Annotated in this window: 7 protein-coding genes; 2 read left to right on the top strand and 5 right to left on the bottom strand. The window is 58.6% G+C overall.

Features of this window, described 5'->3' with window-relative positions; genetic code table 11:
* The first annotated feature begins 62 nt into the window (after window positions 1–62).
* Both ACKUG4_RS17800 and ACKUG4_RS17795 read left to right on the top strand, forming a co-directional pair.
* A complete protein-coding gene (locus ACKUG4_RS17800) occupies window positions 63–1175 on the top strand; it encodes a PilT/PilU family type 4a pilus ATPase (RefSeq protein ID WP_445434511.1) in 1113 nt (370 codons plus the stop codon).
* Between the two features lie 219 nt (window positions 1176–1394).
* Window positions 1395–5258: a hypothetical protein gene (locus tag ACKUG4_RS17795; protein ID WP_445434510.1), complete on the top strand. Its 3864-nt coding sequence runs from the start codon at window positions 1395–1397 to the stop codon at window positions 5256–5258.
* Window positions 5259–5291: 33 nt separating this feature from the next.
* On the opposite strand, the gene ACKUG4_RS17790 is transcribed toward ACKUG4_RS17795, so the two are convergent.
* From ACKUG4_RS17790 to ACKUG4_RS17770, 5 genes are all read right to left on the bottom strand, one after another.
* Window positions 5292–7250 carry an acetoacetate--CoA ligase gene (locus ACKUG4_RS17790; protein ID WP_445434509.1) on the bottom strand — a complete coding sequence of 653 codons (1959 nt, stop codon included), beginning with the start codon at window positions 7248–7250 and terminating at the stop codon, window positions 5292–5294.
* Between the two features lie 63 nt (window positions 7251–7313).
* Entirely contained in the window at window positions 7314–8087 is a 774-nt protein-coding gene (gene hbdH, locus ACKUG4_RS17785; RefSeq protein WP_445434508.1) for a 3-hydroxybutyrate dehydrogenase, read from the bottom strand.
* Window positions 8088–8094: 7 nt separating this feature from the next.
* On the bottom strand, window positions 8095–9486 hold the full coding sequence (locus ACKUG4_RS17780) for a GntP family permease (RefSeq protein ID WP_445434507.1): 1392 nt from the start codon (window positions 9484–9486) through the stop codon (window positions 8095–8097).
* 273 nt (window positions 9487–9759) lie between these two features.
* Window positions 9760–11175: a sigma-54 interaction domain-containing protein gene (locus tag ACKUG4_RS17775; protein ID WP_085610440.1), complete on the bottom strand. Its 1416-nt coding sequence runs from the start codon at window positions 11173–11175 to the stop codon at window positions 9760–9762.
* 40 nt (window positions 11176–11215) lie between these two features.
* Window positions 11216–12790 carry an ABC transporter ATP-binding protein gene (locus ACKUG4_RS17770; protein ID WP_085610439.1) on the bottom strand — a complete coding sequence of 525 codons (1575 nt, stop codon included), beginning with the start codon at window positions 12788–12790 and terminating at the stop codon, window positions 11216–11218.
* Between the last annotated feature and the right edge of the window lie 12 nt (window positions 12791–12802).

Genomic DNA, 12802 nt, shown 5'->3' with positions numbered 1-12802 from the left:
GCCCGTTGCGTCACGACGACGGGCCTTGCGATTCATTGAAAGCTTCACGGGTGTTTCTTGCCATGGAAATCGACGCACTGCTCAAACTGCTGGCGAGCCGTCACGGTTCGGATCTGTTTCTTTCCACCGGTGCACCACCCAGTGCGCGGTTCGACGGGGTACTGACACCCTTGAGCGACCAGCCCTTCAAACCCGGCGAGGTGAGCAGTGTCGCCGCCTCCCTGATGGACGCCGAGCAGCGCCGTGAGTTCGACCGGGATCTGGAAATGAACCTGGCGATTTCTCGAACGGGTATCGGCCGCTTCCGGGTCAATATTTTCAAACAACGCAACGACGTGTCGATTGTTATCCGTAACGTCAAACTCGACATTCCGCGATTCGAAGACCTCAAATTACCGCCAGTGCTGCTCGAAACGGTGATGCTCAAGCAGGGGTTGATTCTGTTCGTGGGCGCTACCGACTCCGGCAAGTCTACCTCCCTGGCGGCGCTGATCGATCATCGCAATCGCCACAGCAGCGGGCACATCATCACCATTGAGGATCCGGTGGAGTATATCCATCGACACAAGAAGTCGATCATCAATCAGCGCGAAGTCGGGGTCGACACACGTAGCTTTCATGCGGCGCTCAAGAACACCTTGCGCCAGGCTCCGGACGTGGTGCTGATCGGCGAGATCCGCGACCGCGAGACCATGGAGCATGCATTGGCGTTCGCCGAAACCGGGCATCTGGTTCTCTCCACATTGCATGCTGTCAACGCCAGTCAGGCGCTGGATCGAGCCGTCAATTTATTTCCCGAGGAGCGGCGTCCTCAACTGATGCACGCCTTGGGCAACAACCTCAAGGCTCTCGTGTCCCAGCGTCTGGTACGAACCGTTGATGGACAGCGGCGCGCGGCCGTGGAAGTGATGCTGGGATCGCCGACGATTGCCGACCTGATCAAAAACAACCAGTTGGACGATCTGAAAGTCATCATGGAAAAGTCCGGGGAACTTGGTATGCGCACCTTTGACAGCGCCCTGCATCAACTAGTGATTGAAGGTGCAATCAGTGAAGACGAAGCATTGAGAAATGCTGACTCAGTCAATAACTTGCGTCTTTCACTGAAGTTAAATGAGCAAAATGTACGTACCGACAAAACTTCTTCGGAAAGTTGGGGGCTGCTTGATGAATAGTAAGCAACTGTAAAAAATGTTTTTCCGCAAGGCCTGGCAATTTTGAAGAGTAAAAGGCGTTGTGCTGGTTTTGTTATTGTTTTTTTGAAGTTTGCATACTTTTGAATGGTTCTGAGAAATTAGCTGACATCGTAAGGGTCGATTTTAAACAGTATTTGCTTGAGTCTGTTTAAAGGTTATTTGCCTGTTCTTTTGTCAGATATTTTTTGAGGATTATTTGTGAGAATTCAATCGAATGCGTCTGCTGTCTCGACGACAGAGGCGGATGTAAAACGTTTGGCAGCTGATCGTGAAGAAACACTATTGGTTGTAGAGCGACTGAATAAGAATGTCGGCAAGTATGGCGAGACCGATGATGTTCAGCTGGATCTGTCAGGCAGTTTTTTTAACATGGTCAAGGGCTCGTCAATTTACAATCTGCATGCACCGCTGGCTGGCCGCATCGGGGAACTGCAGGAGCGTGCATTCATACAGGACGTTATCAATGCACTTGCTATCGAAACCTATAGCCACGCCGCCTTGACGGAAGAGGGTGAACTGCTGATTTTTTCCAAAGGTAAGCTGCTGCCCCCGTTGCCGCTGTACGCCACCCTTGACCAAGACCGCAATGACTTGGACTTGTTGGCGCGGTGCGCGGCGCAGACAGGTGGAGTGATCTGGGACACCAATGAAGGGTCGCTGGAACAATGGCTGAGATTCTATGAGTTCGATATTCCTGCCACTGTGGGCGATTGCAAAAAGCTTATCGAGCATCTAAGCATTGAAGCATTTGATCCTTGGTTTGGGAATTATTGGGGGCAGATCAGTGGCGAAGATGAGATGTCCGTCGTTCTGACAGATGCAGAAAAAAGTCGTATCAAGGCTTTTACAGCTACTTTATTAACCCATGATGTCCGATTGCTGGACAAGGTATACAAGGGCGCCGCAAGCGCGTTGGCAGGAGCCAATGCCGATAATGGATGGTTGATAGAGGGGATTTTGTTTCACGAGGACACTCAACTTCTGGCGAAAAAATATATCCAGGCACTGGATTGGTATGGCGCCGATGACACCGACTCCATGGCGCCGGAAGAACTGGGTCAATTGATGTTGAGCGCCATTATTATCGATCTAGACTCAACAGAAGGCTCTGCCAACAGAAACGTTATTTGTGGGTATGATCTTTATCAGCCAGCTAATTGCGATTTGCATCCTTATGCAGTCTTAAAACACTTCGAAAATCATTTGATTTCTACAAGAAAAGTGTCCCGGGAAGCCGCCGCTCTGGCCGCCCATATCATGCTCGGTGAACAGGCACCGGAATTTCTGGTGCAAGGCATCAGTGAAGATATGCTGGTCGGTTCTGTTGGCTGGATCAGCTTTTGCAGTGCGGTGGCGACCCTCGAGCTGAAAACCAAAGGGCTGGCCCGTGTAATGAATGCCAGCAAAATCCAAGTGTTTGGCAATATGGAACCGCCGAGCAAATCCTTGCGTGATCTACGAGCCATTGCGGTCATTGACCCGGTGCTCGATTGGGGGCTTATCAACGGCATCATCACTCATGACGCCTTGGCTGCGGACCCTCAGAGCGCATCGAATGTGGTGTTTGGCCATTATGAAACGCACATGAAACTGTTAGCCCGGACAGCCGAGGTGCTGGCCAGACCATTGCCTGACAAAATGACCTGCGCATTGCAAGAGTTGAAAAGAGCCCTTCCGGGATGCGATTTCCTGGAGAAGGACGTTCTTTTTGAACAGCGAGTGCGTGATGCGGGCGAGGTGCCTGCACCATCGTTCGCGTTGGACATACGGCCTGTACTGGATAAAGTGACCAAACCCGATCCGAAAGCCAGATCAATGGTCGAAATTCATGCCTCGGGAGAACTTACGAGCCGGCAGTGGGACCTGATGAATCAACCCAGCATCTTCAGACAGTTCGGCGCGCCGATATACGCGTTGGCGCCGATCAAGCCCTTTGTAATCAAGGAGGTTTCGCGGTGGTATGACAACCTGAAAGGTGCAATGACCACCACGTTGAAGCTGGCCATTTCCAGAATGCCTTCGGCGGATCGTCGGGTATTTCTGAACGGGGATGTCAGTTTCTTCACCCTGCGACCGTCCGTAGGTGTTTATCACACGCCGCCGGTGTCCACACAGAATGGCTTGACGGGCGCCGCGTCAGTTTCCAGGACGGTGCTGTCGGAGACTCAGCAGGCTCGAGATGAAGCGACCGGCCGTTATGGCTTTGTCATGTGTGCCTTGAAGGGTGGCAATGAACTGCTCTGCTATGAAGTATTCACCTTGCAGGGTGTGTGTCGCAAAAATGAACGACTGGCTGAACTGGTCCGCCTTTGCGGTGCCATGAACAAGGCTTCGCGTCTGGACTATGACGGGAATCTGAAAGCGTACGTGCCGGCAGCAGCGGTACTGACGTTGCCGACGGACCTGGGGTGTTTCACCGAAGGGCGCAGAAGCGCCAGTGCCAACGACAGTCGCGGTGTCATCGACAAACTGGGAACGCTGCGCAAAATAAATCGTTCGGCCGAATACAACGGTACTGCCTATCAAAGTTTTGACGACGTTCAATTAACGGCGCTGGCAGCCTTTATCGTCGATCATCATCCGCCAGCGACCTACAAGGATGTCGAATCCGTCGCATTGCTGCCGACGCCGCTGGAAGAAGAAAGGCAACGTCTGGAGAAACTCGGGGAGTACGTTCTGAATCTGGTAGTGCCTTTCAGAAGCTGTATCGCCGATCTGACCTCCGGTGACAAGGATCGTATTGGCAGTGGTGTGTTTGGTTGCGTCATGGATGCTATCGGACTGCTCGGAACCGCTGTTGGCGTCGCCAGCAAAGTGATGAGCGTGATCGCGCGTTCGGTGTCGACTACGGCTAAGGTTGCCAGTCTGGCCAGGTTCGCCTTGAGCACGACGATTTCGGTCTTCAATCCACTCGATGGCTTTGGCGCGATGGCCAGAACCGGCGGCAAACTACTGGGACGAGGCGGTGCGCGGCTTGTTCGAAATGGTGTGAAGACCCTCACGTCCGCCAGGTTCCAGTTGCGTCGAATTGTGGGCCATGCAGCGTCTGTCGATCTGTGGCAGGCGAGTGATTACGCAAGACTGTGCCAGGGTAGCTGGCGGCCATCAGCTACGTCGGCTCAAGTACTGAATGTCCGGGCGCTCAAGCAAGGTACTCACTGGTTCGCAATCAACCGATCAGGGCGGGCCTGGGGGCCGAAGCTGAGTCATTTCACCTTTGCTCATGCGTTGCGACCCTATCAGTCTTTCCGAAAACTGCCGGATGCCTATATCGGCCAAATCATCGGCAGAGCCTTGCCCAGGGCGTCCAGCAAGGTCGATGGAGCCTTGAGGGCTCTGATCAATAATGTCGATCAGCTCAAGACCGACCTGGTAGCCGGTTTGCTGTTTGGCAGCAGTGCCAGGGGGCGAGACAACATGCTGACGTATCTCAAGTTAATCAAAACCGACTTCGACGGCTTTTCGTTCGGCAACTGCCTTCTGGAAGCGGATCAGGAGGATGGCCGAACGATGCTTATCGACTCCGCGCTTTACCTTGCGTGGAGGCGAGCGGGCAAGCCAGCCTCCGAGACGCATCGGTTTATGAAGGTGTACGGAGAAAATCTGCAGGATCATTTCCACAATGCACATCTGAGTACCAACGTCATTGCCGATGACCTGATTCATGAAGTCTTTAAAGTCGATCCGAAATTCCGACAGCTTGCAATTGCCCCCATGAAGCCGGCAATCGAGGCCGAGCATTATAAGTTGGACGTCGCACCGTTGATTAATCTGGCGCGGGGGCACGCGCGCGTCCCGACGAGTATCCAGGCCGATGCCGGTGTGGATGCGAGCCGGGGCAGTTTCAAAGCATCGACCGGCGAAGGCGCGTCGGGAAAATACGACAAGAGTCGCGCCCTGGAGAATGCCGATACCTACGCCGTGATGACCCTGTTGTTGGATCAGGCGTCGGGTGAGTACAACTGGCGATTCCGTCGCAACCTTGAAACCCTGCAGAGCGCCGTGACGGCCAGCAACGGCGAGCAGATTGAAGGAGAAGTCCTGCTGGCGTTCGACCTTTGATCGCTGGGGCATCCACTCAGAGGATGCCCCAATTCACTGGCCAGTCAATTCTGGCCGATCCCGAAACTGATCCAATGCTTCGGGGTTGGCCAGGGCATCTGTGTTTTTCACGGGCTCACCGTGCACGACGTTGCGCACCGCCAGTTCAACCACTTTGCCGCTGATCGTGCGTGGAATGTCGGTGACTGCAACGATCTTTGCCGGCACATGCCGCGGCGTGGTGTTGGCGCGGATCACCTGGCGGATCTGCTGTTGCAGTGCCTCATCCAGCGCTACGCCTTCCTTGAGACGCACGAACAGCACCACGCGCACGTCGTCCTGCCATTGCTGGCCGATGGCGACGCTGTCCAGCACTGGCGGGACTTTCTCCACCTGGCGGTAGATTTCCGCCGTGCCGATACGCACGCCACCGGGGTTGAGCACGGCGTCGGAGCGGCCGTGAATCAGCATCCCGCCGTGGGGCGGTTGTTCGGCGTAGTCACCCTGGGCCCAGACGCCGGGGAACTGACTGAAATAGGATTTGCGCAGCTTCTCGCCATCGGGGTCGTTCCAGAGCCCGATGGGCATCGCCGGGAACGGCCGGGTACACACCAGTTCACCTTTTTCGCCGATCACCGGCTTGCCTGCGTCGTTCCACACCTCCACCGCCATGCCCAGGCTCTTGCCCATGAGTTCGCCCCGACGCACAGCCGATAGCGGGTTGCCATTGACGAAGCAGGACACGATGTCCGTACCGCCGGACATCGAGGACAGGCAAACGTCCGGCTTGAAGTCGCGGTAAACGAATTCATAACTCTGCGGTGACAGCGCGGAACCGGTGCAGAGCAGGGTTTTCAGGCTGCTCAAGTCATGGCTTTCCCGGGGCTTGATGCCGCTGCTTTCCAAGGTTGCGAGGAATTTGGGGCTGGTGCCGAACACGCTGACCTGTTCGTCGTCGAGCAGCTCCAGCAGTCGCTCGTTGTCCGGGTAAAACGGTGAGCCGTCATACAGCACCACCGCGCTGCCCACCGCCAGCGCCGAGACCAGCCAGTTCCACATCATCCAGCCGCAGGTGGTGTAGTAGAACAAGCGGTCGCCGGGGCCGAGGTCGACATGCAGCCCGTGTTCCTTGACGTGTTGCAGCAGCACGCCGCCGGTGCTGTGCACGATGCATTTCGGCACGCCAGTGGTGCCGCTGGAATACAGCACGTACAGCGGATGGTCGAACGGCACCGGGACGAAGTGCGGCTCATCGCCGGGGTCATAGAAGTCGTCCCACAGCGTGACGTTGGCGGGCGTGCGGTAATCCGTGGCATGGGCGTGAGGTCGTGCGTAGGGCACGATGATCAGCTGTTGCAGGGACGGCAGCTGTTCGAGGATTTCGTTGATCTTGACGGTCTGATCAATCTCTTTGCCGGCATAGCGGTAACCGGCGCAGGTGATCAGCACTTTGGGCTCGATCTGGCCGAAACGGTCGATCACGCCGTGGGTGCCGAAGTCCGGTGACGAGCAAGACCAGATCGCCCCCAGGCTGGTGGTCGCGAGCATCGCCACCAGGGTTTGCCAGGTGTTGGGCATGCAGGCTGCAACCCGGTCGCCGAGCACGACGCCGGCCGCTTGCAGACTGGCCTGGAACCCGGCGACTTGCCGGGCCAGCTCGGCCCAGGTCAGCAGTTCTCGCTGGCCGTTTTCCCCGATAGCGATCACGGCGATGGCATCGTCGCGCCGACTCAGCAGATGCTCGGCGAAATTCAACGTGGCGCCGGGAAACCATTCGGCCCCCGGCATTTTCATGCCTCCACGCAGAACAGCGTCGGGCTGGGTGTGAAAACTGATGTCGAAGAAATCCACGATCGCCTGCCAGAACGCTTCGCGCTGGTCGATGGACCATTGGTGCAGGGCCGGGTAGTCGTCGAGCTTCAGGTGGTGGCGCTGATTGATGAAGCGCCGAAAGCCGTCCATGCGGGACCGGGCAATGCGTTTGGCATCGGGCTGCCAGAGAATGTCGGACATGGTTTGCCTCTTATTGTTGGTCAGAAAGCTCCCACTGCAATGTGGGAGCGATCAGTTGAACGCTTACTGCGCCAGCCACCCGCCATCGATGTTCCACGCTGCGCCACGCACCTGGCTGCCGGCCTCGCTGCACAGAAACAGCACCAGCTCACCCAGATGTGCCGGGGTGACGAACTCCAGCGACGGCTGCTTTTCGGCCAGCAGATCGTGCTGCGCCTGCTGCGGGTCGACACCTTTGGCCGCGCGATCGTCGATCTGCTTCTGCACCAGCGGCGTCAGCACCCAACCCGGGCAGATGGCGTTGCAGGTGACGTTGCTGGTGGCGGTTTCCAGGCCGACCACTTTGGTCAGGCCGATCACGCCATGCTTGGCCGCTACATAAGCGGCTTTGCCGGTGGAGCCCACGAGACCGTGCACCGATGCGATGTTGACGATCCGGCCCCAGCCCTTGGTGCGCATGCCCGGCAAACTCAGACGGGTGCTGTGAAACACCGACGACAGGTTGATCGCGATGATCGAATCCCAGCTTTCCACCGGAAATTCTTCCACCGCCGCGACGTGCTGGATGCCGGCGTTGTTGACCAGAATGTCCACGCCGCCGAACTCGCGCTCGGCGTAGGCGACCATGTCGGCGATCTGCGCAGGGTCGCTGACGTCTGCCGGGTGATGGCCGACCTTGCCGCCGAACTGTTCGACTTCGGCGATCACCTTCGACGCGTCGCCAAAACCGTTGAGGATCAGGTTGGCGCCAGCCTTGGCCAGCGTCAGGGCGATGCCCAGCCCGATGCCGCTGGTGGAACCGGTAACCAGTGCGGTCTTGCCAGAAAGAGTCGTCATCAATACCTCACACAATGCCAGTGGCGTAGAAAGTGCCGATCACCACGAAAACCGCCAGGGTCTTGATCAGCGTAATACAGAAAATGTCCTTGTAGGCCTCACGGTGAGTCAGGCCAGTGACGGCGAGCAGGGTAATCACCGCGCCGTTGTGCGGCAGAGTGTCCATGCCGCCGCTAGCCATCGCGGCGACCCGATGCAGCACCTCCAGCGGAATGTTGGCGGCATGGGCGGCGCTGATGAATTGTTCGGACATCGCTGCCAGCGCGATGCTCATGCCGCCCGAAGCGGAACCGGTGATACCGGCCAGCAGGGTCACGGTGATCGCTTCGTTGACCAGCGGATTGGGAATGCTCTTGAGCCAGTCGGCCAGCACAAGAAAACCCGGCAACGAGGCGATGACGGCGCCGAAACCGTATTCCGACGCGGTGTTCATCGCCGCCAGCAACGCACCGCTGACTGCACTTTTGCTGCCTTCGGCGAGTTTGCTGCGAATCGCCTGAAAGCCGAACGCCAGCACCATCAGGATGCCGACCAACAGGGCTGCCTGCACCGCCCAGATCGCCGTGAGTTTGGCGATCTCGGTGGTGACCGGCGCGGTCATGCCAGGCAGCGCGAGGCTGTGGGTCTTGCCGTACCACTGCGGAATCCACTGGGTGAACAGCAGGTTCATGATGCCCACCGCCAGCAGCGGCGAAAGAGCGATCCACGGGTTTGGCAGTTTCAGGTCTTCGGCGGTTTCCGGTTCGTTGCGCAGTTCGGTGCCGTAGCCTTCACCGGCACGCTGCGCCTTGTTGCGTTGACGTTGCAGGAACAGCATGCCGGCGCAGAACACGAAAATCGTGCCGATCACACCCAGCCACGGCGCCGCCCACGCGGTGGTGTTGAAGAAGGTGCTGGGGATGATGTTCTGGATTTGCGGCGTGCCGGGCAGGGCGTCCATGGTGAAGGAAAACGCGCCGAGGGCGATGGTCGCCGGGATCAGGCGCTTGGGGATGTTGCTCTGGCGGAACATTTCCGCTGCGAACGGGTAGACCGCGAACACCACGACGAACAGCGAAACGCCGCCGTAGGTGAGCATGGCGCAGACCAGCACGATCACCAACATGGCCTGGCGGGTGCCGAGCAGACGAATCGCTGCCGCGACGATCGAGCGGGAGAAACCCGAGAGTTCGATCAGCTTGCCGAACACGGCGCCGAGCAGGAATACGGGAAAGTAGAGTTTGATGAAACCGACCATCTTCTCCATGAACACACCGGTGAACGCAGGGGCGACGGCAGACGGGTCGGTGAGCAGGACGGCGCCGAGGGCGGCGATCGGGGCAAAAAGGATAACGCTGTAGCCACGGTAGGCCGCGAGCATCAGCAGCGCGAGGGCTGCCAAGGCGATGATCACACTCATGGTGTGCTCCTTCGATTGTTATTTTTGTGGGTGGAACAGGTGTGGGGAGGGTTAAAGCGAGATTTGTGCCAGATGGTTAACTTGTTGAAATAAAAGGAATTAGTTCGATTTTTGGTGGCGGTCTTTGGGGTTTTGTCTCTGTTTGGAGACTTTTCTGATTGAGAGGACGCTTTCGCGGGCAAGTCCGCTCCCACGGTTGAGCGCATTCCCCTGTGGGAGCGGGCTTGCCCGTGAAGCTTTTGATTTTGTCTCTTTATTGGGATTTGAGTCTCTTTACTGAGACTCGGCGATCCCTAGCGCAATCATTTTCTTGTAAAGCGTCGAACGGCCCAGTCCCAACCGCTCAGCCGCCTCAATCACCTTGCCCCCGCATTGCGCGAGGGTGGATTGAATCAACTGCCGGTCAAACCGCTCGCGGGCCTGACTGAAGGTCTCGTTTATTGTTGGCTCTGACACAGGCGCCAGTGTTCGCTCAACCGGTGTAAACGTACCAATCGCCGCCCGAATGTCATCCGCCGTCAGCATCAGGTCATCACTGAGCAGCGCCGCTCGCTCCAGCACGTTGCGCAATTCGCGGATATTCCCCGGCCAGGCGTGCTGACCCAGTAGCTCAAGCGCTTCACGGTTGAGTTCGTGCTGACTGCGCAGCTCTTCAAGAATCGCTTCACTGAGCGCCGGCAGATCGTCCAGCCGTTCTCGCAGCGGCGGCACCTGAATCGGCAATACGTTAAGGCGGTAATACAAATCCGCGCGGAACTCGCCACGCTTGATAGCCGCTTCCAGATCCGTCGAGGTCGCGGCGATCACCCGAACATCGCTCTGGATCACGTCGTTGGAGCCTACAGGCTCGAATTCCTTTTCCTGCAACACCCGCAGCAATTTGCTTTGCAGCGGCAGCGGCATGTCGCCGATTTCGTCGAGAAACAGCGTCCCGCCCTGAGCGATCTGCAACTTGCCGGTGCGGCCCTTGCGGTCGGCGCCGGTGAAGGCGCCGGGCGCGGTGCCGAAGAACTCGGCCTCGAGCAGCGCTTCGGGAATCGCCGCGCTGTTGATGCTGACGAACGCCTTGTGCGCCCGTGGCGAAGCACCGTGGATGGCCTGTGCCAGCAACTCCTTGCCGCTGCCCGTCTCGCCCAGCAACAGAACCGGCGACTCGGCACTGGCGCTGCGACGGGCACGGCGTTTGACTTCCAGACTGGCAGCGCTGGTGCCGATGAAGTGTGCGAAGTTGTATTTGGTCTGCCGGGCGCGCAGCAGCGAGCGGGTCGAGGCCAGTTCTTCCTGCATGCTCAGGTAGCGCTTGAGCATCGGCGACAGCGTGCGCAGTTCGTCGAACAGGGCAAAACCGATGGCGCCGATCACCGCGCCGGCGTCGTCATGGATCGGCAGGCGCATCACCACCAGCGGTTCTTTCGGGGTGTCCTGCATGTCCAGCAGAATCGGCCGCCCGGTGCGTACTACCTCGCGCAGCAGGCTGCCGGGGATCACGCTTTCGCAGGGTTTACCGATGGCCCCGGCGGCGGAGTCGAGACCGAAGCGCCGGGCGTAGCGCTCGTTCATCCAGACGATGTTCGCATCGCGGTCGACAATCACCGTGCCTTCACTGGATTGCTCGATGATCTCGAACAACGAACGGATCGCCAGCGTGCGGACCCGTTGGTAATCCTTGAGGCTTTCGGTGGTGTTCATGGCGGCGTCCATTGGCGGAAGTCAGGTGGCGCGATTATGCCTATCCCGGATGCGCCGCCGCCAACAGCTCTTTGGTATAGGGATGCTGCGGTGAGTCGAACACGTCATGGCTGGCGCCGCTTTCGACCACTTTGCCGTCCTTGATCACGATCATGTCGTGGGCCAGCGCCCGCACCACAGCCAGGTCATGACTGATGAACAAATAGGTCAGGCCGTGTTTTTCCTGAAGCTGGCGGAGCAGGGCGACCACCTGTTTCTGCACGGTACGATCCAGTGCCGACGTCGGCTCGTCGAGCAGGATCAGCGCTGGTTTGAGCACCAGCGCCCGGGCGATGGCAATGCGCTGACGCTGGCCACCGGAGAACTCATGGGGATAGCGATGGCGGCTTTCAGGGTCGAGCCCGACTTCCTTGAGCACGCGGATCACCTGATCGTCGCACTCGTCGGCGGTGGACTGGCAATGCACTTCCAGCCCTTCGCTGATGATCTGTGCCACCGACATGCGCGGGCTGAGGCTGCCGAACGGATCCTGAAACACCACCTGCATCTGCCGGCGCCACGGTCGCATCTGCTTCTGGTCGAGACCGTCGAGTGCCGTGCCCTGGAAGCGAATGCTGCCCTTGGAGTCGAGCAGCCGCAGGATCGCCTGACCGAGGGTCGACTTGCCCGAACCGGACTCGCCGACGATGCCCAGCGTCTTGCCACGCTGGATGTTCAGGCTGATGCCGTCCACCGCGCGCAGGTATTGCTTGCGCTGGAACAACCCGCCGCCGACCGTGAAATCCACCTGCAGGTCATCGACTTCGAGCACGTTTTCGCGTTCGTCCCGCGGGAGCGCTTCGCCTTCCGGTTCGGCGTTGAGCAACACGCAGCTGTAAGGGTGTTTCGGTTCGGTGAACAGGGTTTCGCACGGCGCCTGCTCGACGATTTCCCCGGCCTTCATCACGCACACCCGTTGGGCGATGCTGCGCACCAGATTGAGGTCGTGGCTGATCAGCAGCAGCGACATGCCAAGGCGCCGTTGCAGGGACTTGAGCAGCACCAGGATCTTGCGTTGCACGGTCACATCGAGGGCGGTGGTCGGTTCGTCGGCGATCAGCAGTTCGGGTTCGCAGGCCAGGGCCATCGCGATCATCACCCGTTGGCGCTGGCCGCCGGACAGTTGATGCGGATAAGCCTTCAGCCGTTCTTTCGGCTTCTGGATGCCCACCAGTTCCAGCAGTTCGAGGATCCGTGCCTGAGCCTCTTTGCCGCCGAGGCCACGGTGCAGCAACAGGGTCTCGCCAATCTGCTTTTCAATCGTGTGCAACGGATTGAGCGAGGTCATTGGCTCCTGGAAAATCATGGCGATGCGATTGCCCCGCAGGTCGCGCAGGGTCTTGGGATCAGCGCCGACCAGTTCCTGGCCACGATAACGGATGCTGCCGGTGGTCCGGGCATCGCATTCGGGGAGCAGTTGCAGGATCGAATGGGCCGTCACAGATTTCCCCGAGCCCGACTCGCCGACCAGTGCCAGGCACTCGCCGGGGCGGATGTCCAGGCACAGGTTGCGCACCACGGTCTGGCCGTGGAAGGCGACGCTCAGATCACGGATTTCGATCAGGTTGTCAGTCATATCAAGGGTCCG

It is taken from the genome of Candidatus Pseudomonas auctus, from assembly GCF_048654275.1.
GTDB classification, from domain to species: Bacteria; Pseudomonadota; Gammaproteobacteria; order Pseudomonadales; family Pseudomonadaceae; genus Aquipseudomonas; species Aquipseudomonas pharyngis.
The sequence above is the reverse complement of the archived record's forward strand: the minus strand, read 5'-3'. Positions and strand labels throughout refer to the sequence as shown.